This is a genomic window from Burkholderia sp. Z1, assembly GCF_014893795.1.
Taxonomy (GTDB): domain Bacteria; phylum Pseudomonadota; class Gammaproteobacteria; order Burkholderiales; family Burkholderiaceae; genus Burkholderia; species Burkholderia theae.
This window is the reverse complement of record NZ_JACFYL010000001.1, coordinates 1,325,676-1,346,888: the sequence shown is the minus strand read 5'-3', so window position 1 is coordinate 1,346,888 and position 21,213 is coordinate 1,325,676. Positions and strand designations below refer to the sequence as shown.

The following is a 21,213-nucleotide window of genomic DNA, read 5'->3' as shown; positions in this document are numbered from 1 at the left end:
AACAATTAAATGTATGGCTTATTGAGGCCACCAGATCCAGGACGGCGCAGATGAATACGTGAGATTCAGAACATCTCCTGCCCCCACAGAAATAGGTGGCACTCCAGATGACGTGCTGAATACCTGCTGACCGTTCAGATTGATCGATGTCACTGTCCCGCCATAGATTAGAACTTGCGAACGAGAGCCGTACGGATTCGTGAAATTTACCGTCGAAGCAGGCATCGACGGGATCGTGGCAGGACGATTTCCGTTAAAGCCCGGGCAATCGATGATGCGGTTATTGCTGGTTCCCGCATTCGTGACGCCGTTCGTCGAGATCTGGTTGCCGTTTAGATCGGTGCTCGTGACGGTAACGTTCTGCGACGACGTATTGACGAATACGCCGTACGCTTGATTTCCGGTCCCCGTCCCGTAGGTGCTCCCGCCCACGCGGCCGCCCGTGACGCGCGCGCCGGTTACATTCGGGCCGATGAGAATGCCGTCGCCGTTGTTGACCGTCGTGAAGCTGTTGCCGAACACGTTCGGCGCGGGGATGTTGATGTTCGAGCCGCCTTGGATATTCATGCCGTGGCGGTTCCAGCCGCTCACTTCCGTGGGCGCAAACACCGAATTCACGGCAGCCTGCGGGAAGGATCCGCCGCGGTTCGTGCCGTCCTGATAGATACCGTCTAGCCCGGTACCCGACTGCCCCTTCACGATACCCAGCACCGACACCTGTCCGATGTATTGCGAGCCGTTACCGTTCGGGCCGCCAATCCAAACTCCCGCGCGGCCCGCGCCATCGATGTAGCCGCCCGGACCGAGTGTCGTCTCCAGAATCAGTTTGTTGTTGGTGTCCTGTTCGATATGGACGTTATCTAGAACGCTCTGTCCGATGTAGTAGTCGCCGGTGAATGTGATGTGCTCACCCGCATAGATCGCCACGCCCAGCTGCCAACCTTGAATCAGCGGGCCATTGATGTACGGGCTGGCGAACTCCACTTCCGTCGGCAGATCCACTGCGCCGGTGCCGAGCGTGTAGCCAGGTGCGGTTGACGCCGCATACAACGTGATGCCCTGCGCCGAATTCAACACTGGATTCGAGCCGGGATTGTAGTTGCCCGGCGCAATGATCCGGTCGAGCTTCACGCCTTGACCACCGTACATCACAAGGCCGTATGCGCCATTCGTGAAGGACGCGCGGATCGTCGACTGGATCGGCGACAGTAGGATGACTGCGGGCACCGTCTTGGCGACCGCGTTCGTGTGGTAGAAGCCGATGTCGACCACATCGTTGCCTACGAGTCCTGTGATCGGATTGGTGCCGATGTTCAGAAACGTGGTATTTGTCGTCGTGACGAAGACCGTCGAGGAGACGCCGGCCCCTTGCAGACGTACGCCCGAGGCGGTTTCAGTCAGCGTTGAAGTGATCAGATACTGACCGGGCGGGGCGTAACAGGTGCCGCCCCGCCATTGCGTCGAAACGAAGTTGATGCACGCCTGGATAGATGCGGACTGCGAGATCGTTGCGGCGCCAGTCACCGCGTCCATGATTTGCGCCACCGACATGAAGTCGAAGACGCTGATGGTGTCCTGGAACTTGCTCGTCAGAGAACGGGCGACGCTACCCGTGGCGCCTTGCAAATACTGCAGGTTTGTCGTTGCTGATGTCGAGGTGGCTGCATTCGTTCCGCCCGACGCAATGGGAATTGGCGTCGTTGAGCTGATGCTATTGGCAGAGAGCGCGCCTGATACGCTGAACGGTCCCGTGTGGGCCCACGATCCGGAACCGCTGTTCGACGTAATTCCGGTAATGCCAGCTGCGTACCCGCCTCCGATTGTCAGGGCGTTGGCCCACGAGGTGTAGGTGTCGTTGCTGAAGCCGAGGCCCAGCGTTGCTGCGCCCCACGACAGGAAGGCTTCGTGGTTATCGGTACTGCGCGCGGAATCGACGAACGAGATAACGGGGCCGTTCGACATCCATGACTTCAGATTGCTGCTCGTGACAGCCGGTGCCGTGCTGTTCGTTCCGGTAATGGTCGTGGATCCGTATGTCGGAACCGGATAGTTCTGGCCGAGAGCACTGAACGACAGGCACAGGAGAACGAGAGCGAATAGTTTCTTCATGGCTGTACTTGTGCGAGCGTCCCACCGTCGTTCCAGAGGGTTCCAACCGCACCGGGCGACGTAGGCAGACTGTTGAACCAGGCGAGCATGATCGCGGCGAATGCCGCTCCTGAGCCATTGCCGAGAATGTTGAAGGCGGCAGTGCATTGGTTGGCCAGAGCATTCAATGCCGCCTGGATTTGCTCGGGCGGGACGTCCTTCCCCTCGGCGCGCACCATAGGCGGAACGATGCGGAAAGTGTCAGACATGGAGCGCCTCCAGCCTTTCCTGTGAACTGGGGTGCAGCGCACTTGCGGGCTGCGGGTGCCGACGCAGGAACGAAACCATCGCGCTCCCGAGCCCTCGCTCCTTCACGGCCCGATCGGCAGCGAATTCCTGTTCACGGACGCGTGCGAAGACCCAATCCGGGCGGAACAGCAACTGCAAGGACAGGAGCCACCACAGACGCCGCCACGGATCGCGATGTGCGAGATGTGCTTCTTCGTGCGCAATCACCGCCTGCTTTTCCAGCGCGCTCAGCGCGTGGAAGCGAATGCCGACCTGAATGGTTCCCCACGGTGTGCACCGTGCCACGAAGTGTTTCATCGCGGCCCCGTCATCGGGGACGCCAGCTGATCCTGATGAATCATGCCGGCCGGTCCTTGCGGTCGCGGCTGCCCCGGCTGCGCACCAGGACGCGGCGAGCCTGCGACACCAGGTCCCGCGCCGCCGGGCACGCCTGGCTGTCCTTGCGGTGGCTGCATGCTCTGTTGCATCTTCGCCTGCATGGCCTGCTGATGTTGCTGGATGTGCGCGCGGAACAGGCCTGCCTGGTCGCCCGTGAGCTGGGCGGCGCGCAGGTGTGCGGCGAGGTGCGCGCGATCGTCGTCCGCCGGATGTACTTCGGCCGCCAGGCCGTTGTGCATCATCAGGTTCTCGTCCTCGGGATCGAGATGGAACATGTTCCGCTCGTCGATCAGGATGCGCGGCGCGACCTCGGGCCCGAAGATCTGCTCGGTGCCGTATTCGAGGATCGGACCGATGTTCAAGCGCCGGCCGTCAAGTTGCTGCGGCGGGATACCGCGCAGGACGTTCATCCACGCGATCATCTGTTGCATGCGCTGCAGGTTCTGCTGGTAGGACGTGCCGCACCAGCGAAAGAAGTAGCGTTCACCGAACGCCTGCGGCGGGATCACCTGCAGGTTCGCGCGCGCGCCGACCTCGCCGAGCACCTCGACCGTCAGTTCTTCCGTGCGGAACTGCCGATCGAGTTCGAACATCCATTCGAGCAGCGGGTTGAGAATGACTTCCTCATATCGCTTCGCGTTGTCGATGATGTTCGATTCCTGAGACTGCATCAGCGCTGCCATCTGCGCTTGATTCTTGCGCCCGACAGGCGCCTTCCCGAGCATGGCGTCGTTGACGTCCATTGACTCGTTGATCTGCTGCTTCAGGTTCTCGCAGAGCGGGATCGCGTCCTTGTAGATGGCCGGGAAGTTCGCGAACTTCGTCTTGCTCGGGTCGGTCAGCCATACCGCGGCGAGCCCGACCACCATCGACTGGTAATTCGGGCTCGACAGTGGGTCGACCATCGTGATCGGCAGCAGACTGTACTGCGCCGAGTCTTGTCCCATGTTCCAGAAATCGTTCAGGTTCCACTGCAGGAACTTGACCGGCTCGATCTTCGAAATCCCGAAGAACGAGCCCGTGATGCGCTCGATCGGTGCCGAGATGATCGGCCGCTTACCCGACCAGAACGGATTACGGATGATCCCGAGAATCACGTCCTGTCCGGCGAAGTACACGAAGCACGGTTCCTTGCCGTTGCCGAGATCCAGATTCGTATGGACCTCGTAGATCAGCGCGTACTTGAAAGTGCCCTCGGTGCGGATGCCAGCGTCACCGGTGCGTTTCTTCGGCGGCACGTACTTCTCCAGGCCCCCGTCTGGCTTCGCGAGGTTGTCGATCAGTTCCTTCGCATCGTGTCCGACGAAAACACCCTCGTCGACAAACTGCTGGACAGCGTCGATCGTCAGGCGCAGCCGGACTGCGGTGGCGGTCGCCTTCTCGATATCGTTGCAGGTCGGCGGATAGACGGCCAGGTCCTCGGTGGCGAACGGAACGACGTCCGGACCCTCGGTCGTAACCTCCTTCAATTCCTTTTCCCAGTCCCAGTCCTCGTCCGGCGCGGCAACGTCGTGCACCTCGCCGCCCAGCTCATGGTCTTCGAGGATCGGTGGCTTCTTGATCAGCTCAGTGATCCGGCGCTGCGTCCTGGACCAGTCGATGTACAGGTTCCACTGCCCTGTCACGTCGCCCGCGATCAGGTCGGCGCGCACCGCGTCCTTGATGCCGGCTGAGCGAATGTAATGCTCGAGCAGGCTGATCTGCGCGAACGGAATATTTCCGTCCGGGCCGGTCGCGCCGACGTGCTTGTGGTTGACGGGGAAGAGTTGCGCCAGCGTGCGCTTCATGCGCGCGTTGACCGCGTTGCGCACGGCGGGGATGTAGCATTGAGAGTTGCCGGAGTACTGCTGGTTTTCGTCCGGCTGGGCGTTGTAGATCGACCAGTACTCCTCGCACCGGTCCATCTGCTCCTGCTTGTTCTGGAAGCACTTCGCGATCTTCAGGTACAGCTTCGCGGCGTCCGTGTAGGCGTCGGAGTCGGGCTGGTCGGCCCAGTTCTCGATCTCTTCGCCCGTCTTCTCGGCGTCTAAAGCCCGCGCGTCCAGAGTTTCGACCGCGGGCTTATCGTCCTGCTTTTTCTCTTTCTTCGGGCGCGCCATGGAAGGGTCAGCCGATTACCTTGCCCTCGAGCTTCTTGCGAAGCGAAGAGCCGGTGCCGCGATCGTGCGGTGTGCGCTTCGGGCGATCGTCGACGTTCGGTTTCTTCGACGTCTTGCCGAAGAACTCGCGCACGTCGCGCGACTCGAAGCGCGTGCCTTGGTACTCGCGGGGCTTCTTCACGATCACAGACCCGGCTTCGACATCTTTTCGCGCATCGGGCCGCCCTTCTGGCGCTCGCCGACCTTCTCGGCCTTGCCATACGCGCCACCCTGCTGCTTGCCCTGGTAGAACGCGGTCGGACTCTGCGACGGCGCCTTGGGGGTGATTTTTCGATCGACTGCCATGGTCATCTCCGCGGCAAGGTGGTCAGGTAGCTCACACCCTGCGGGTTGACGCCCATGTTCACGCCTTCCGGCAGGACGTCCGCATGCTGCGAGCAGATCACGTACACGGCCGCCTCGAGACCCTCAACGAGGGTACGGTGCGGACTAGTCTCAGGGAGGGTATTCCGGTTTCCCGCGCGATCGACCGGATAGTTGTAGCCCCCGGCCAGCGCGTTCAGCGTGTGCGTCGCGCCACCCGTGTCGACCTGAAACAGCCGGCGCGCCTTGGCCTCGGTGCGGATTAGCGGCGACAGCGCGCCGCGCGCGACGTTGACGTACGCGCCACGCATCGGATACAGGCCCGCGGCGCGCAGCGCCGGCACGATCGGCATGCGATCGGCCTGGTCGAGCACGTCAGCCGGCAACCATGCCGTCACGCGTGCGCGCGGGAACGCAGCGCGAACGAGTTGTGCAATGTCGGGCACCGCCTCTTTCGGTGGCACCGGTGAGATCCAGTCCGCGACGACCACGATACGTTGCCCCTCGATGCAGATCAACGCCGCGGTAGTCTCGGAACCGTTGGCGTTGAACGCGAGCGCGAGCGGATGCTGCTGACTCGGCTCGTACTCGGCGACGAGGTTCCACTGCCCAAAGTCTTCGTACACCGGCGAGCCCGAGAAAACCCGCTGGAAGTACGCGAGCGCGTTCAGGATGTCTCGCTTGCCGCTGGGGAAGTTCAGAATCTCTGCGACGAGCTTCGGGTGAGCACCCTGACCTCCGACCAGCACGATGTCGCCGGCCTCAAAGAAGGGCTGCATGCCCATGATGAACTGCACCTTGTCCCGATCCTGGGGGGCAGTGAGCGGGCGAAGCGCCAGGGTCACGCCGCGGCGAAGCATCTCCGCGCGCATCGGCTGCAGCAGCCATTCGTCGAGCGAGTTCTTCTCGATCGCGACGGCCGCGTCGCCATACCTTGCGGACGTCTTGAACGCATCGTCGATCACCTCGTCGGGCTTCCAGAACTCGCCCGAGCTCGCGTGGACGTAGATCTTCGTGCCCAGGCGGCTCACCACCACTCGCCCGGTCCGGTCGCTCTTCTTAACGTCCGTGGTTCGTGCTGGGTCGATAATCACGACCTTCGGCAGCCATGGCGCCGGGTCGACCGCGCACTCCCGAATATGCTCACTCTCAAACGGCTTGTCCTGCGAGCCGATCGCCATGAGCATGTACTCCTGCATGAAGCCCCGGAGTTGCCCTGCTCGCTCCATCTCATCCCGCTTCCGGCGGACCCAATCCATCGGATAGCGCTCCGGCCACATCGCTTCCGTAGCCGGGTCGTCGATGTCGCCGTTGCAGATCGGATACCGCCGGCTCGTCCAGTCCTGGTTCTCGCGAAGCCGAGTGATCATGCAGTCCTCGGCCAGCGGCGTGCCAGTGACGCGGATCTTGCCCTTGACCTTATCCATCGCCGGGATCAATTCGAGGTAGAGCTTCCTCAGCGACGCGTCGACCGCCGCTTTGTCCTTGACTCGCTCCTTGTTCTCGATGTCGTCGAGATACGCTCGGTCCGGACGGAGGTCGCGCCATTTGAAACCACGGAATTCCTCCTCCCAGCCGTGAGCCTCAAGCAGCACCCCGTTCGAAAGCTCCATCTGGTGCTCGTTCCAGACGCGCCCCGACTCCTTCAGCCGGCCGAAGAGGCCTTGCAGCTTCGTGTTGCGGGTTGCCTCAAACTTGATCGCCTCGAGCCGCTGGCAGGCCTTCGTGTACGTCTCGCCGATGATCAGGCAGTACCCGAAGTTGCCGAAGCACGCCTCGATCAGCAGATGCTCTTCCGACAGCGTCGATTTCGCGCCCTCCCGGAATGCCTCGATCAGCACCCACTCGTCGGCACATCGCCAAAGGTCCATGACCTCGACGTGAAATGCCGGCGACGCCTGCGGGTGACGATGCGGGAACAGCATTGCCGAGCCCAGCGCTCGATCGTCCGAGATCGCCGTTAGCAGCGCTGCATTGTTCAGGCTCATTGCAGGTACTGGTTCGCCACGAGGATGCCTTCGAAGCCGGCATACGCGGACGGTGGTGTGCTGGTGACGCCGGTGATCCTCGTCGTCAGCGTGGTTTGGGACGCCACGAGCGTGCCGGCCGCAACTTGTCGCTGCGTTGGCGTGAAGGGGATCGTCGGGTACTCGTTCGTCGTCGTGATCAGGCCGGACGAGCTGATGCGCGTGAAGCTAAAGGTCACATTGACCGTCGTCGCCACGCCCCCCACCGCGAAGAACAGATCGGTAAGCAGGAGCATGAATCCCGTTGGAACCGTGTAGATCGCCTGCTTGGCGTATCCGACACCGGCTGACATCACGGCCTGCGATGCGCCGGCGCCGGCCAGACGCAATGTCAATGTGCCGGCATTCGCATTGCCGCTTCCGGCCGATGCAACCTGTACGTTGTTCACGCGCAAGTAGCTGTTCGCAAGGGCGACCGCCGAAGTACCGTTCAACGTCACTGTTTCCTGGATCGCATTGAAATTTGCGTCCAGCCCCTGCACGGCTATCGTGCGCGCGCCGGTACCCGCCGACGTATCACTGGCTGAGCTCGACACAATCTCCAACGCCTGCGCAGTGGACTGGAACGGGTACGCACCCTGCCCAACCCACACATCGGCGCCGGCCGCCGGAGCACCGTTGAACCCATACGCAGCGACGCGAGTATGGCCGGCTACGCGGCCGAGAGTAGCGCCAAACGGGAACCCGATGGCAATCGGATCAGTGGTCGCAGCCTTGATGTATCCGTTTCCCATCTCCCACCTCCGAATTCTTGGTCAGAGGCGATCATCAATGTTTTTCCCTCGTGCGGATTGGAGAGAGGGTCTGCGAAATTTCGTCACCCCCGTCCGTGGGGCCCTGGGCGGTCCCAGAGTTAGGATTTCGTAAGACTCAGATGAGAATCGATATCATTACGGCCTGATAATGCCCTGTTTCGACTGATAGCACCCATTATGTCAAATATAGATGCAGTGCACCAACACAATAAAATCAATTACTTACGACGTTTCTCCGGCCGAGCTATGAGGCGATCACGGCAAATGCGTCGCACAATGAAAGCTTTTGAATATATCCGAAAGGCAATCGAATGGATGGAGGCGAGGCCGGAAACGGTATTTTTGAGGCACGCGGGACACTTTCTTGCGCCACCTTTCCCCTCTTCTCTCATCCCGCACTGAGCCTTTCCACGCGCGTACGTGCGCGCACGCGAGGGACTGTCCGAGTTACGCACCGTCAGATTTCTGAGGTCCTAAACCTGTTACCGTCATGGGTAGCGATCAGCCGATCGCCCCCTACACATACGGAGCCTGAAGTAATGAGCGCAGAGTACGAGAAGCTGAAAGCCCAGGTCGAGGCGTTGCAATCGGCGATTCTGGTTCTTGGAAAGGAGAATCCCGGAATCGAGCAGAAGCTGAGAACGCTGTTCCATCGGGAATACAACGAAGCCAAGCTGCAAGCTGAGAGGGAAGACAAGATCGATATGAGCACGATCCCTATGTATTCCCGCGAATCGCGGAATAGAGAGGCCGAGCAAGCGAAAGTGGATGTGTACCTGCACCTCGCAAGAAAGATGGGAGTGGAGATCTGACGAGTGCCGACATCGCGAATGACTGACGTCTTCAATGCACCGGCGCAAATCCCAGCAGGCCGACACTGTTCGCGGCAATCCACACGTCGCGATTCTCGTAGCCGCCGGCCTGCGCCATGTGATCGGCAAGTTCCTCGAGAGTAGGCAGCTTGTCGGTCGCGTAGTAGCCCCAGGGAGCGTCGCGATCCGGCGAGATGATGGCGTAGGTGATCATGACTGTTCCGCGTGAGTCGGCGCGCCGAAGTCCGGGAGCGCCGTGAACATGAGATGGCCGAGCATGTAGCAGAACGTCTCGTTCGTGCCTCCGTCCTCGACCTTCACGCCGGCGCTATCGAGGATGTAGAAGCAGGCGTGGGCGAGCTCGTGCGATAGCGTGCCGATGGAGCCGTCGAATACGCCCACGATGTATGAGCGCTGCCGGGTTGCCGTATCGACCAGGCTCATCGCACGACCTCCGCCGAACCGTTCGGAGTCGTCGTCCTGGCCGTAGTGCCGCATTGCGTATGCCCATTCCGCTCGGGATTTGCAGACGACCACTTCGCCGCCAAACAGCGGGACGGTGTAGATCTGCGGTGCCTTTCGCTTAGACATTGGACCTCCTTCAGAGGGCGCAACCTCCCACCCGCTTTTTTTAAGAAGCGTTGCTAGGTCGCGGCGGGTATATCCGGATTCGTCGACCTGCTGCGCCTTTGTGCGTTCAGCCATTCCGGTCGGTCGTGGCGGTGCTTCTCCGCCATTCGTCCACGTTTATCGAGCTGGCGCGACACCAGTTGTTCGGGCCTGGGCTAATGGGCCCCCGTCTGGCGTTTCTTCTATCCCGCGCTGCCTATTTGCGGCATCTGCTTCGTTGGCAATCTGGCAGACGCGACACACCCATCTACTTCCCCTTGCTTCACGAACCATGGCGACGATGTCCAGTCGCCATAGGCGTTTGCATTGCGGGCAGATAGAGGATTCGAGGCGCATTCCAGAAAAGAACGCCCGGACATGCCGGGCGAATCACCGTAGTGAAGGAGACGCGACCACGTTAAAGCTGTTTCCCGCGCTGGACGATTCCGCACATGATTTGGTGCAGTTCGACGGCGCTCAATTGATCCCCGGTAATGTTCTCGTCCGGGAGCGACTTGTCGGTTCTGGCGTAGAGGTAGATCACGCCACGCCTAATCCCCTTCGAGCCGCTCGGCTTGGCATAAGAGATGGTGTTGACGATGTATGTATAGCCTTCGTCGGTCAGCGCCGTAAGGTATTTTGAGATCGTTCCGCGGGGCACGCCGATCTGCAAACCGAGACTCGCCTGGGTAAGCATCCCCTGTTGGTCGAGCAGATCGCAGATGCGATGCCCGACAAGATCCGGATTGGACAGATTGCGTAACGAGATCACGCGTTCACTCCAACCCAGGACAACATCACTCGGTCGAGTTCCGTCGGTTCCGGAACATGAAATGGCACTGCAACCCGCTCCTCATCGCGCCGCCGACGCTCCGCGATACGTGCAGCCTTGGGCGTGAGCGGAACAACGGCAGGAATTGGCTTTGCGGTGCGCGTATAGCGCTTCGGAGTGCCTGACGCGGAAACAAATCCGGCATCGGTCAATGCATCGAGCTGGCGAGCCGTCGACCGCGGATGAATGCCACGCGTTTCTGCAATCTCGTTGATCGTCATGGCGCCACGGCTCGCGAGGAGCATGCAGATCTGCCGCTGCGGCGATCCGTTCCGCTCGATCTGCTTCATGCCTCGGCCTCCTGTCCAACCCGGCTATAAGGGAGATACACAAACGGCCGACGACTCTCGCTCGGACCGAACTGCATGCAATCGCGGTTGTAGAACAGCGCAAGCGATCGGCGCTGCGTCTCGCCGTTGCGAGCCTTCAGGAGTGTCAGGAACGCATCCGGTTCGTCAACGCTTTCGTCGTCCTGATCCTTCTGCGCCGACCAGACCGAAAACACGTTGTCCGCGGCATCCGTGATCTTCCCGCTGCCGCCGACGTCCATCTTTCCCGGGCTACGCTTTTCGTCCTGGCCCTTGCGCGGGTGAGCGACGAGGTGCACGTGGACGTTGTACTGGCGTGCGAAGTTGGCGAGCAGGCGCATCGCCTCCTTCTGCGCAGTCATCGCGCCGTGGCCGTCTTCCGGGACGTCTGTCATCATCAGGCTGTCGATCACGAAGTGGCGGATCCCGTATCGCTTGAAGCCGTACGTGAACACCGTCACCAGGCGCTCAATCGCCGCAACCCCGACGAGATCGAACACCCACATCCGATCGCGCAGCCACGCTCCCATGTGGTCGAGATACTCCGGCGCCGGCCGATCAAGGCCACCCAGCTGCTTCGCGAGCCGCTTGCCCTGCATCTCCGGCCGCATCTCGCCTGAGAACACGCACGCGCGCTCGCCCTGGCACATCAGACCGATGAGCACCTGACCAAGCAGCAGCGACTTGCCGTGCCCGTTGATGCCCGTCCAGACCGTCACCTCGCCCGGGCGGAACTCGAACCACAATTCGTTGCGGCCGCAGAACGACAGGTACGGGAAATTCGAGTCCTCGTGCGCCGGGTAGAACATCGATTTGACGTTCGACCAGAAGCGTTCGATCGACTTGAGCTCGTCCGGGTCGAAGCCCGATGCCTGGTCGCAGCAGCGGCGAAAATCATCTGGCGTCGCGCCTGACATCAGGTACTCGTTGGCGTCCTTCGACTCACCGAAGAACACGACATGGCACCGCTCGATACCAAGGCGGCTCGCAACCTCACGCGCGCCCTTCCGACCGGCTTCGTCGTTGTCGTAGCAGAGCAGGATCTCGCTGAACCGCTCAAGGCGCTCCCAGTCGCTGTCGATCCACTGGTGGTTGCCGGCGCCGGCGTTCACGGACAGCGCCGGAATTCCGACCTGGTGCAGCGTCATGGCGTCGATCTCGCCCTCGGCGATCGCGACAATGCGCTGGGCCGGGTCGATCAGGTTCCAGCCGAACAGGCACGGTTCAGCACCGGCCTCCTGCCGCATGTCCTTCTTGTCCGCGATGTTCCGGTACTTGGCGTTGATCAGCTCGCCACCGCGGAGGTACGGGAACACGATGTGCGTCTTCGGCCCGTTGGTCTGCTCGGCGATCTGGAACGCCTTCACGGTTTCGGGCGTAATAGCGCGGCCACCGAACCATTCGTCCAGCAAGCTCGTCGGCCGCGTCGCTTTCGGCCGGCCCGGACGCTGGTACGTCGGCGCCTGGCGCTTCGGCATGTCGTCGCGGACTCCGAGGAACTGCTTTGCCTCGCGCATTGCGTCGGCCACCGACAGCGATCGGCACGCGCACCAGAGATCGAGCAGATCGCCCGCCTCGCCGCTCGCGAAATCCTTCCATACGCCCCGCTTGGCGCCGCCGAGACACACCGACAGGCTTTGTCCTTTCTCGCCCGCCGTGCTGCCTGATTTCCATTCCTTGCCCGACTTGCGACCGTTCGGCAGCAAGTGCTCCGCGATCGCCTGTGCGTTTTCCGCCAGCAGTTCGGCGAGTTCTCGTGCGTTCATGCCGGCACCTCCGTCCGGACACCGTTTGCCCAGAGGTGCGCCGAGCGCTCGCTACAACCTGCGTTTGTGGCTTGCCACTGGTACGTGAACCCCGCCGCCTTCCACCACGGAACTGCCTGTTCGCCAGCAGCAAAGAGATCGCCGTCAGCCGCACGCGGCTTCGCGAATTCCTCGAAGTGCCGGTCACGACCGAAGAACGTGGACGCCTGCTTGACGTACGGCGTACCGATGTTCCTTGTAGCCTTCATCGCCGCACCGTAGGCGACCACCGCTGCGACCAGCACGTCCGGATCGATGCCTTCACGAATCCGAGCGTTCCACGCCCGCTGCGCAGCCTGCTTCGAATTCGAGCCTTCACGTTTCGGATACTGCCGCCACACATCATCGAATTTCGAATCGCACGAACGAGTAGGTTTACTTCCTGGTTTAACTTCCTGTTTTGTGGTGCTGTCAGCACCTACCCCTCCCTGCTGTGAGCACCCACCCCCGGTGCTGTCAGCACCTACCTTAGGTGCTGTGTGCATATATCCGTCGGTGCTATCAGCACCTACTCCCCCCACGGATGCCCCCACCCTAAGAACGTACTGATTCGGCAGATTGACTCCGTTCTGGGTCTGGCGTCGGATCTCGATCAAGCCTTTCTTTTCGATCTCGGCGATCGCACGACGCACCGAATCCCGGCTCATGCCGCACTCCTTGGCGAGGGTGTCGTGTGATGGATCGCAACGTCCCGTATGCGTGTTGCAGCAATTCGCCAGCATCAGCAAAACGAGCTTCTGCAATGCCGGCAAGTCCTGCTCGACGGCCCAAGTCATGGCCTGGAAGCTCATCGCATGGACTCCTGGATCGCCAGTTCCATAACGAGTCGCTGGTCGGTGCTGCGCGCACGAATCTCGCTGTACATCGCGTGTTTGCACACGCGTCGCCAGAGTGGCGTAGCAGCAGGCGACTCCATGAGGTTGCCGAGCGCGCTGATGCGCAGCTCACGCTCATAGTCAGCGCGGGCTTGACCGGTTACGGGTGATACTTCCGCTTGGTCGATCGACCACTGATTTAGATCGGGTTGAACAAACCACCGGAGCCGCCAAATAGTTCGAAAACCCTGACAGGGGGGATTACTAACAACGACATCAAGATCGACGCGATTCATTCTCACCATCCTTGCCCAAGACTTACTAAGCAGTACGAATTAGACAAAACAAAAGCCCCGCCTTTGGGGAAAGCTGCCGGCGGCCAAGCCGGTTCGGTTTGCCGGAGGGTTCGGCTTACCTCAACTCTCCCCGAAAACGGGGCTTCCCTCTTACTCCATCGATTGGCAGTCGATGCACATAGGCTACCTTGATTTCCCTTCTTTTTTTGGCGTACTCCGGATACCCGTAGTCCTTCCCAAGCCCGCAGACCCACTCATGCCAAGGAAGAAATCGTTTCAGCAATGGCAGCGGATATTGCGCGAAGTGTGTCTGTACAGGACCGCCAGCCCTTCACCGATGTTGTTTCTCACCCTTGCGACCTTGAACTTCTCGATCAAGGAAACCGCCGTTTCAATCAGGATGCTTTCCTGCCGAACACATCGCCGATCTTCTTGATCTCGTCGACGATGTTCGTGTGCATCACCGCGGCGTTTTATGTCGCCTCCTGGCCTTCCTGAGACGCCGAGGCGTAGCCGAGCGGATCCTGCAGCCACTTGTGAACTTCGATGTTGCTGTACACCGTGCACTTTTCGGAGAGACGGATCGGTTTCGGTGCTTTCCCCGCGATGCAGAGCTTGCGCCATGTCTCCCTTCCGATCGGCAGATACGGGGCAATTTGGCGCCACGTCGACAGCCCGATCGTCGGCAACACCCCCTCGCCGTGAGCAAACTCGTCCCTATCCATGATCAATCCCTATTAAATTTCTTCCCAGAATCGCCCATTCTCCACTACCATGCCTTCAAATCGAAGGCACAATAGAAGCATAACGCGCCTCCAATTTGGAGGCAACTTCAAAATGAAGGCAATTTAGAGGCAATCTTGGCAACTCAGGACGAATACATCAAGACCGCGCTTCGCCTGCCGCGGCACCTCCATGCGGACATTGCGGTCAGCGCAGAAAAGGCTGGCCGCTCTATGAACGCGGAGATCATCGAGCGACTTTCCAAGAGTTCGGATCTCGGCCATCTCCATCGCGTAATCGAACAGCTAACGCAGGTGATGGAGGGAGATAGAAAGGATATCCAGCTCCGACTCGAACTGGCTCGTATGCTGTTTGAGCAGACGATCGACGCGCTGGAAGCGGCGGCGTTGAAGACCATGCAGCAAAGCGCGACCGATGCAGATGTTCAGCGGCTTCACGACGAAATATTGCGTGCGCGATCCACGCTACAGGTCCTTGCGCCGCAATCGACTTTCTCAATGGACGTTCGGCGAAAGCCATTCCCAGAGCAGTCGTAGGCATTCTCACCGAAGGAATGGCTTTATTGCTGAGGCAACAGGAGAGTATCGATAGCATCACTTTCGGCATCTTTCGTCACCATTGGTAAGTTGGTGAACGAATGCTAGATACCACGCTACCGCGTGAAAACCTCTATCCCGGCACGGTTACTAACCATCCCGGGATAGTTAGGGTGGTGATTCAAGTTATTTCCTTTTCCCATGCACGCACCCAGTCTTCAATCTTTTTCGAACTCTTTAACTCATCGAATTTATCGAGCATGTCGCGTGCGAAGGCGGCCTTTGACGGATATCGAGAAGGATCACAGCGCCACATTTCCCACAGCTTCTTGACTTCTGCTTTCGCGCGCTGCTTAGGATCTTTGGAATATCGCGCGAAGCTCGCGCTTCTTTGTCGATCTCGAAGCAACTGCTCGACCAGCGCATCATTTTTCTTCCCTTTCAGCATTCCCGCACAAAACCACAGACTTGCAGCACTGATGCCGTTTTCCGCGATCAACCTTGCGTAGTCACCCAAGGTCGCATCTTCCGACAAAAACAGTTCCGTCATCTTTTCACCTAGTTCAATCTCTAACCCCATGGTTTTTTTTGTGAGGATTCCGATTTGTTTTAGCGCCTCCTCGTCATCTCGATTTGCGAAACTTTTTTGAAGCCATGGCCACACCTCTTCCATGTTCCAAGATTCTTTCAATGTCCTGTAGACAACTGTCGATTCATCCGCCGGCGGCTTTCTCGCTTTCGACATACGCGCCCCTCACGCCCCTTATAAATGAACCGCGCTAACAGGGTAAGAGAAACCTGCGTTCGCCCCGTCGAGCTAGGCGCGGTTGAAACGATTATGCCGTACCGATTTGGCGCGGCATGTTGCAACGCAGAACATCACACCGCGTGCCAGTAGTCGGCATCCTCGAGTTCCTTGATCGGGTCCCAGCTTTCGAAATATGGGCCGCCACCCTCGAACGCGTACATGTGGAAAAGCAGCGCCAGAGCGTCTTCGAATCCGGCCCGCTCGGCGCCATCTAGGCTCGTGGCGGCCTCGCGGATCTTCGCAGCAGTCTGATTCGGCCAGTCGTGCTCCGGATCTGCCTTCCACTCCCGCAGCTTGGCAAGGAACGTCACGGCGCCAACTCGATACCCCGGCGGCAAGTAGCGCTTAGCCATGTGGCCCTCCCAATTTATCAAGCGCCGCAATCAACTCGGCGCACGCAAGGATATGATCCGCCAGCAAGCCGAAGACGCGATAGTGGTCGCGCACCGTCTCCTCGGCTGACGGCTTGCGAGTGGCCTTCGGGTTCTGTCGAAAGTCCGCCAGATTGATGACTTGCGCCCCGCCGTCAGGCTTGGATGCACCGTTGACGTTAGCCATGATGCGCCTCGCTGTCGTCAACCTCGATCGCCGCGACCGCAGAATCGAGCAGCCCCTTGGCTATTCCCACGGCCGTGAGAACGGCATACAACTGGCTCGAGCCGTCAGTGCTATTGGCTGCGGTCTCGCTCAGCACGTCGAGCGCAACCGTCAGATGGCACGACGACGCCTCCAGGGCCTCCAATAGCGGGAGATCAGCCGTGACGGAAAGGAAACTCGTCACTACGCTAACTTTGGGAAGCTCCTCCGACACGGTCTTCAGCATGCGAACGTCAGTCATGACGCACCTCCGCAGCTTCTTCCAGGTTCGCGTAGATCTGCGCAGCTTCATTCATCCGATCCGCGATTTCGGAGAGGTACTTGCCGATGAGTTCCGCGGCGTCCAGCAAGCCGAGATGTGCTGAGTCTCCGAGCGGCTCGGCATTGTGCATGTCTGGTTCGCAAAGACTGTTGTGAACGATTCTGGCGATCGTCTCTATGGCATTCGACCCACGGCTGACATCAGCGATCAGGCTACTGGGAATTTTCGCCAGATGGGGAGTGTCATCGCGAGACCAATGATCGCTCGTCAGCGCTCCGCGGAAAGCCGGATCGGTGTAGTCGGGAGTTGAGGGGGAAGCAGACGAAGACTTGACGGTAGACATGGCGGGTCCTTTGTGAGCAAAGAACCTGCGCCCTCATCGCCAAATGAGGGTGGGCAGGCAGATAGCGAGGTTGGCGAACCGGACACAAAGGAACCCGGCATACCCGAAGGTATCCCCACCACTGCCCGCCCGTTGAACTGGACGCGCATGTAGTGTACAGACGAAAAAATACCGCCATATGGCGGTCGTCGTCCGCCTTTGTGAAATCAGGTCGCCAAACCCGTCGCTTGTTGTCTCAAGCGCAGTTCAAGGTTATGTCCCGCTGGTTTCGTCGTCAAGCAGAAATTTGTAAACTGTCCGCTACTTTGGGAACTTGTGGTCAACAGACGGGGGCCTGTCGATGTCAAAGCCTAGCGAAGAGCATTGGGTACCGCTGGAGGTCGCCGCGAAGGTAATGAAGAAGAGCGCCCACAAGATCCGTCAGCAGATGTGGAACGGCAGCATCCAGCGTTACGTGCACTTTCGCAAACCTCGAGACGGTGACTTCGAGATCAACGTTCCTGCCTATCTCAACTGGTGCGGCGAGGACAAGCGTCGTCGTGGTCTTCCTCTGATCGAGCGGCTGAATCTCGCGGAACTTGATCAAGAGCGGTATGCCGACTTGATTAAGAGTATGCAACCACCCGCAGAACAGGAAGCCGTCGCCCCGGAACCAGCAGCCCCACCAGCTGCTCCGGCTGAACCCAAAGAGCTTCCTCGAATGATTCCCATCGAGGTCTGGGCAGAAATAACTTTCGGCGAATACGCCCCATCCATCAGCACTCTTAAGCGATGGGTCAAACAAGGGCATATCACTCCACGACCGATGAAGGTAGGCCAGAAGTACTTTGCTCGCCGGGAAGCCGAGTTCATCGACACTACAGAGATTCGAGTTCGACGGATGGTCGGACGGTATCGAGGGTGAAACGGCACAAGGAGGGGACGATGCAGCGCAACCTAAACGAAGATCTGTCGATCAACTTCGACGAGTGGCTACGGTCAAGAATGAAGGCCCTGAGGAGTGAAGGCATTGATTGCGCAGGGTCGAATGGCGCCGACGATGCTCGCGAATTGCGCATCGCTTTACGTGCGGTCGAACTGTATGCGAGCCGCCATCCCCGCCCTGCTCAGGTCAACATCAAGCAGGCGGCAGAAATGCTCGGCCTGAGCAGCAGGACCGTAAGCAAGATCATCCAGTTCCAAAAGATCAAGCTAAACGGCTGTGGGCAAATCCCGATCGAAGAAATTGATAAGCTACTCGCCAGCAGGTCGTAGCTGCTGTGACAACTTCGATTTTGTATATCGCCGCGCAGCCGGCCTCAGCGCATTGTTGTTGACCTTTTGATGCATGAGCATCGCCTACAGCATACTGTTGCTCAACTCCCGCTCTCGATCCACTTCTCGAATCCTTTTACGGATATGTAGACCCCACCATCCGGCGAGCGTCGATACTCTCGTCCTTCGATCCATTTTCCGTCCTCGATCTTTCGGCGAATCGCCTTCTCGGTCAGGCCGGTTATCGTTGCCGCAAGTGCAACCGTGACGTAGGGTGCTGTCTCGACTTGAATCACTCTGACATCACTGCGTGCCATTTCTTCATCTACGAGGGTTCTGAGCTTCTCCAAGTGCCTCGAGCACTCGTCAAACAGTGGCCCTATGCCGGACGATCGCATACTGATCCTCTACGTTCACTGACACGCGACGGGCCGCTGCCGTCAAGGAGTACGAGACGTTTCATGGAAAGCGCTGGCTTGCCGAGTAGCCGAAGCCTCGCCTCATGATTCGACGCACAGCCGCCACCGCGGGTACTGTTCGAAGAACTGCTCGTCGACTAGCGCTGAGTACAGGGCCGGCGATGAGATGTTTGTCGTCTTCACCTGAGGGAGGATCGTCAGCCGCGGATCGATGCCACTGGTGGCCGACCATGCCGAGAGATCGTCATTGAAGTCGAAGACGTCCTCTCGGGGGATGCGCAGTTTGATGGTAGACATGGAACGCTCCGAGTCACGCGACCGCGTCATCATCGCGCGTTCCGTCTGATGTGAAAAGCCCCGCTCGGGGCGGGGCTCGGTGAAATACGCTCTGGTTTGAGCGGCTATCGCAGCATGGCTGCGGCAGACTTAAGACGGCTCGCACCGTAGGCTGTCGAATTAATCAGATCGGCAGAAATACCACTGGGTTCACATTGAATCGACGGCCCAATGCTGCGATCTGTCGCACATTCAACTCCCGCTTCCCACTGAGGATTTCCGAAACAACTCCCTGACTCCCAATCTCGGGAAGATCAGCCTGTCGGACATCATTCTCTAGCATCAGGTATTTGAGGACATCAGCAGGAGATGCATCTGGCAGTTGGTGATGTCCTTCATCGTATTCACTGATAAAGTCGCCCAGCGTGTCGGCAAGCGGCGCGAGTCTATGGCCTTCGTCAGCAGCACCCGCGTCGAGCAACGCGTTCAATGCCCGCACTGCGAAGTCGTACTCAATATCCGAGTTGATCGGACGAAGTGGCACCTTTTGGGAGATAGCCTCGAAGTGCGCGGCCAGTTCCTCGATGTCATTCCGCGTAAAACTCAAGGCTTCCATTTGCTGTACTCCTTGTGCGTGAATACATGACGCACGTATAGCTTCTGCACATTAAAGTGCACTGCGGCGATGATCCGGAACTTATTGCCGCCGATATCAAACACGTAGAACGCTCCAACCTTGTCTGTCGCATTGAAAGCTTTCTTCAGGTCAGCAAAGCTGCCGAACGTTCCAGCCTCAATCGTCTTCCTCCATATCTGGAGCGGCACGCCAGCGTCCGGATGCTTGGCGGCGAAGTCGGTCAAGGCCTTGTTGGAAATGACTCGCATGAAGTGACAGTATCTCAGGATGAGATTGCAACCAAGCGTTGTTACACATTAGATGACCGAGTGTCCCTCCGAGTCGTTCCTTTGTTGGAGGTAGTCGCCCCACCACTGCATCATCTTCCGGCGCTCGGGCAGGTACTCTGCGTGGTTGTAGGCCGCCCGAACGCTGTCCCGCTCGCTGTGCGCAAGCTGTCGCTCGATCCAGTCCCGGTTGAAGTTGTGTTCGTTCAGGATCGTCGACGCAAGGCCGCGGAAACCGTGCCCCGTCATCCGTGAGTGGTAGCCCATCCGGTACAGCGCGAAAATTATCGTATTCTGGCTCATCGGCTTCTTAGCACTCGACCGGCCCGGGAATAGGAACTGGCTACTGCCGTTCAACTCCCTCAGCTTCGAGATCACCTCGAGAGTCTGCTTCGACAGCGGCACGATGTGCGGCGTACGCATCTTCATCTTCTCGGCCGGGATGCGCCACTCTTTCCTCTTCTCGTCGATCTCGGTCCATTCAGCAAACCGAAGCTCGCTCGTTCGGACGAACGTCAGAGCCATGAACTTCAGCGCCAGGCGCGTCTGATAGTCGCCGTCGTACGTGTCGATCTTCGCCATCAACTCAGGCAGTTCAGACTCGCTGACGCGCTTCATGTGGACGACAGTACGGGTCTTCAGCGCGCCGCGGAGATCGGGCGCTGGGTCACGCTCGGCTCGTCCAGTGGCGATGGCGTATCGAAAGATCTGACTGGTTGCCTGGATCGCCTTATGTGCGAGCTCGATCGCATCGCGCGCCTCAATCTTGCGGATGACATCGAGCAATTCCGGCGCCGTGATCTCTGCAATTGGGCGCGCGCCGAGCACCGGAAACAGTTCTCTCTCAAGTAGCTTCATGATCCGTACTGCGTGTCCCTCGCTCCACGATCCCTGCCGCTGCTCATGCCACTCGCGAGCAAGAGTCTCGAAGGAATTCGCGCGGTCGACACTCCGCTTCAACTTCACACGTTTCTTTTCGTGCGAAGGATCGAGACCACCACGGAGCTGCTCCTTGATCTCGTCGCGGGCCTTCCGAGCCGCCAGCAAGGTCACGGCCGGATAGACCCCAAGGGCCATCCGTTTCTCCTTCCCGTCGATGCGATACTTCAATCGCCAGTACTTGGACCCGTTCGGCATAACCTCGAGGTACATACCCTGGCCATCAGCCAGCTTGTATGACTTTTCCCGTGGCTTGGCAGCCTGGATCGCAACATTGGTAAGGGGCATTGGGGCATGGGGGCATTTCGATGCCCCAGATCTGGATAACTGCCCCCTACGATGCCCCCCGATTCCGTGGGTGTCAACGGGAAACACTGGGAAACGTTGGTAACAAAAAGCCCCGTAAGTGCTTGACTGACGGGGCTTTTTGGCAAACTATGGAAACACTTGGGAGTATGTGTGGTGCCGGGGACCGGACTTGAACCGGCAAGCCAATTAAGGCGGCGGATTTTCGTCACACTGCTTCTTTCGAAGCCGGCGTCGCGTGCGCGATGCCGTTCGTGCGCTGGACTATGCCTTCACCGTCGCGCGCGGGCGTGACCGCTGCCCGTGCGCCTTAGGCGCCCCCCGTCTAGT

Annotated in this window: 30 protein-coding genes; 4 read left to right on the top strand and 26 right to left on the bottom strand. The window is 59.4% G+C overall.

Features of this window, described 5'->3' with window-relative positions:
• Window positions 1-18 precede the first annotated feature (18 nt).
• Genes H3H55_RS06280 through H3H55_RS06245 form a run of 8 tightly spaced genes read right to left on the bottom strand, consistent with a single transcriptional unit; the run spans window position 19 to window position 7,998 of the window.
• Complete coding sequence (locus H3H55_RS06280) at window positions 19-2,109, bottom strand: hypothetical protein (protein ID WP_193098012.1); 2,091 nt, start codon at window positions 2,107-2,109, stop codon at window positions 19-21.
• Complete coding sequence (locus H3H55_RS06275) at window positions 2,106-2,357, bottom strand: hypothetical protein (RefSeq protein WP_193098011.1); 252 nt, start codon at window positions 2,355-2,357, stop codon at window positions 2,106-2,108. The genes H3H55_RS06280 and H3H55_RS06275 overlap by 4 nt, the downstream gene beginning before the upstream one ends.
• Window positions 2,350-2,694 (bottom strand): M48 family metalloprotease, encoded by a 345-nt coding sequence (locus tag H3H55_RS06270; RefSeq protein ID WP_193098010.1) that lies wholly within the window; start codon window positions 2,692-2,694, stop codon window positions 2,350-2,352. Before H3H55_RS06270 ends, H3H55_RS06275 begins: the two co-directional genes overlap by 8 nt.
• Window positions 2,691-4,874, bottom strand: a complete 2,184-nt coding sequence (locus tag H3H55_RS06265) for a hypothetical protein (protein WP_193098009.1) — start codon at window positions 4,872-4,874, stop codon at window positions 2,691-2,693. Before H3H55_RS06265 ends, H3H55_RS06270 begins: the two co-directional genes overlap by 4 nt.
• Before the next feature lie 7 nt (window positions 4,875-4,881).
• Complete coding sequence (locus tag H3H55_RS06260; RefSeq protein ID WP_193098008.1) at window positions 4,882-5,055, bottom strand: hypothetical protein; 174 nt, start codon at window positions 5,053-5,055, stop codon at window positions 4,882-4,884.
• A 2-nt stretch (window positions 5,056-5,057) separates the two neighbouring features.
• Window positions 5,058-5,219 carry a hypothetical protein gene (locus H3H55_RS06255; RefSeq protein WP_193098007.1) on the bottom strand — a complete coding sequence of 54 codons (162 nt, stop codon included), beginning with the start codon at window positions 5,217-5,219 and terminating at the stop codon, window positions 5,058-5,060.
• Between the two features lie 2 nt (window positions 5,220-5,221).
• Entirely contained in the window at window positions 5,222-7,225 is a 2,004-nt protein-coding gene (locus H3H55_RS06250) for a hypothetical protein (protein ID WP_193098006.1), read from the bottom strand.
• Entirely contained in the window at window positions 7,222-7,998 is a 777-nt protein-coding gene (locus H3H55_RS06245; protein ID WP_193098005.1) for a hypothetical protein, read from the bottom strand. Before H3H55_RS06245 ends, H3H55_RS06250 begins: the two co-directional genes overlap by 4 nt.
• A gap of 560 nt (window positions 7,999-8,558) precedes the next feature.
• On the opposite strand from H3H55_RS06245, the gene H3H55_RS06240 reads away from it, so the two are divergent.
• Entirely contained in the window at window positions 8,559-8,831 is a 273-nt protein-coding gene (locus H3H55_RS06240) for a hypothetical protein (RefSeq protein WP_193098004.1), read from the top strand.
• 31 nt (window positions 8,832-8,862) lie between these two features.
• Here H3H55_RS06240 and H3H55_RS06235 read toward each other — a convergent pair whose 3' ends face one another.
• The 8 genes from H3H55_RS06235 to H3H55_RS06200 form a co-directional block, all read right to left on the bottom strand.
• Window positions 8,863-9,045, bottom strand: a complete 183-nt coding sequence (locus tag H3H55_RS06235; RefSeq protein ID WP_193098003.1) for a beta-lactoglobulin I — start codon at window positions 9,043-9,045, stop codon at window positions 8,863-8,865.
• Entirely contained in the window at window positions 9,042-9,422 is a 381-nt protein-coding gene (locus tag H3H55_RS06230) for a hypothetical protein (protein WP_193098002.1), read from the bottom strand. The genes H3H55_RS06235 and H3H55_RS06230 overlap by 4 nt, the downstream gene beginning before the upstream one ends.
• Before the next feature lie 436 nt (window positions 9,423-9,858).
• A complete protein-coding gene (locus tag H3H55_RS06225) occupies window positions 9,859-10,212 on the bottom strand; it encodes a hypothetical protein (protein ID WP_193098001.1) in 354 nt (117 codons plus the stop codon).
• Window positions 10,209-10,562 carry a MarR family winged helix-turn-helix transcriptional regulator gene (locus H3H55_RS06220; RefSeq protein WP_193098000.1) on the bottom strand — a complete coding sequence of 118 codons (354 nt, stop codon included), beginning with the start codon at window positions 10,560-10,562 and terminating at the stop codon, window positions 10,209-10,211. Before H3H55_RS06220 ends, H3H55_RS06225 begins: the two co-directional genes overlap by 4 nt.
• Entirely contained in the window at window positions 10,559-12,286 is a 1,728-nt protein-coding gene (locus H3H55_RS06215; protein WP_226799955.1) for a toprim domain-containing protein, read from the bottom strand. The genes H3H55_RS06220 and H3H55_RS06215 overlap by 4 nt, the downstream gene beginning before the upstream one ends.
• Before the next feature lie 56 nt (window positions 12,287-12,342).
• Complete coding sequence (locus H3H55_RS06210; RefSeq protein WP_193097998.1) at window positions 12,343-13,176, bottom strand: helix-turn-helix domain-containing protein; 834 nt, start codon at window positions 13,174-13,176, stop codon at window positions 12,343-12,345.
• Window positions 13,173-13,496 (bottom strand): hypothetical protein, encoded by a 324-nt coding sequence (locus H3H55_RS06205; RefSeq protein ID WP_193097997.1) that lies wholly within the window; start codon window positions 13,494-13,496, stop codon window positions 13,173-13,175. Before H3H55_RS06205 ends, H3H55_RS06210 begins: the two co-directional genes overlap by 4 nt.
• A gap of 473 nt (window positions 13,497-13,969) precedes the next feature.
• Window positions 13,970-14,221 carry a helix-turn-helix transcriptional regulator gene (locus H3H55_RS06200; protein ID WP_193097996.1) on the bottom strand — a complete coding sequence of 84 codons (252 nt, stop codon included), beginning with the start codon at window positions 14,219-14,221 and terminating at the stop codon, window positions 13,970-13,972.
• 135 nt (window positions 14,222-14,356) lie between these two features.
• Here H3H55_RS06200 and H3H55_RS06195 point away from each other — a divergent pair, with 135 nt between their 5' ends.
• A complete protein-coding gene (locus H3H55_RS06195; protein ID WP_226799953.1) occupies window positions 14,357-14,776 on the top strand; it encodes an Arc family DNA-binding protein in 420 nt (139 codons plus the stop codon).
• Between the two features lie 181 nt (window positions 14,777-14,957).
• Here H3H55_RS06195 and H3H55_RS06190 read toward each other — a convergent pair whose 3' ends face one another.
• From H3H55_RS06190 to H3H55_RS06170, 5 genes are all read right to left on the bottom strand, one after another.
• Entirely contained in the window at window positions 14,958-15,521 is a 564-nt protein-coding gene (locus tag H3H55_RS06190) for a hypothetical protein (RefSeq protein ID WP_193097995.1), read from the bottom strand.
• A 134-nt stretch (window positions 15,522-15,655) separates the two neighbouring features.
• Window positions 15,656-15,937 (bottom strand): hypothetical protein, encoded by a 282-nt coding sequence (locus H3H55_RS06185; RefSeq protein ID WP_193097994.1) that lies wholly within the window; start codon window positions 15,935-15,937, stop codon window positions 15,656-15,658.
• Window positions 15,930-16,142 (bottom strand): hypothetical protein, encoded by a 213-nt coding sequence (locus H3H55_RS06180; RefSeq protein ID WP_193097993.1) that lies wholly within the window; start codon window positions 16,140-16,142, stop codon window positions 15,930-15,932. The genes H3H55_RS06185 and H3H55_RS06180 overlap by 8 nt, the downstream gene beginning before the upstream one ends.
• Window positions 16,135-16,422, bottom strand: a complete 288-nt coding sequence (locus H3H55_RS06175; RefSeq protein ID WP_193097992.1) for a hypothetical protein — start codon at window positions 16,420-16,422, stop codon at window positions 16,135-16,137. The genes H3H55_RS06180 and H3H55_RS06175 overlap by 8 nt, the downstream gene beginning before the upstream one ends.
• Window positions 16,415-16,786, bottom strand: coding sequence for a hypothetical protein (locus H3H55_RS06170; protein ID WP_193097991.1), 372 nt, complete (start codon window positions 16,784-16,786; stop codon window positions 16,415-16,417). The genes H3H55_RS06175 and H3H55_RS06170 overlap by 8 nt, the downstream gene beginning before the upstream one ends.
• A 394-nt stretch (window positions 16,787-17,180) precedes the next feature.
• On the opposite strand from H3H55_RS06170, the gene H3H55_RS06165 reads away from it, so the two are divergent.
• Window positions 17,181-17,690, top strand: a complete 510-nt coding sequence (locus H3H55_RS06165; protein WP_193097990.1) for an excisionase — start codon at window positions 17,181-17,183, stop codon at window positions 17,688-17,690.
• A 20-nt stretch (window positions 17,691-17,710) separates the two neighbouring features.
• Window positions 17,711-18,040, top strand: a complete 330-nt coding sequence (locus H3H55_RS06160; protein WP_226799951.1) for a helix-turn-helix domain-containing protein — start codon at window positions 17,711-17,713, stop codon at window positions 18,038-18,040.
• 101 nt (window positions 18,041-18,141) lie between these two features.
• On the opposite strand, the gene H3H55_RS06155 is transcribed toward H3H55_RS06160, so the two are convergent.
• The 5 genes from H3H55_RS06155 to H3H55_RS06135 form a co-directional block, all read right to left on the bottom strand.
• The gene (locus H3H55_RS06155; protein WP_193099453.1) at window positions 18,142-18,357 is read right to left on the bottom strand and encodes an excisionase; all 216 of its coding nucleotides are present in this window, start codon (window positions 18,355-18,357) and stop codon (window positions 18,142-18,144) included.
• A gap of 183 nt (window positions 18,358-18,540) precedes the next feature.
• Window positions 18,541-18,756 carry a hypothetical protein gene (locus H3H55_RS06150; protein WP_193097989.1) on the bottom strand — a complete coding sequence of 72 codons (216 nt, stop codon included), beginning with the start codon at window positions 18,754-18,756 and terminating at the stop codon, window positions 18,541-18,543.
• Window positions 18,757-18,919: 163 nt separating this feature from the next.
• The gene (locus H3H55_RS06145; protein ID WP_193097988.1) at window positions 18,920-19,351 is read right to left on the bottom strand and encodes a helix-turn-helix domain-containing protein; all 432 of its coding nucleotides are present in this window, start codon (window positions 19,349-19,351) and stop codon (window positions 18,920-18,922) included.
• Window positions 19,339-19,620 (bottom strand): type II toxin-antitoxin system HigB family toxin, encoded by a 282-nt coding sequence (locus tag H3H55_RS06140; RefSeq protein WP_124480140.1) that lies wholly within the window; start codon window positions 19,618-19,620, stop codon window positions 19,339-19,341. Before H3H55_RS06140 ends, H3H55_RS06145 begins: the two co-directional genes overlap by 13 nt.
• Before the next feature lie 48 nt (window positions 19,621-19,668).
• On the bottom strand, window positions 19,669-20,865 hold the full coding sequence (locus tag H3H55_RS06135) for a tyrosine-type recombinase/integrase (protein ID WP_193097987.1): 1,197 nt from the start codon (window positions 20,863-20,865) through the stop codon (window positions 19,669-19,671).
• Window positions 20,866-21,213: the final 348 nt, after the last annotated feature.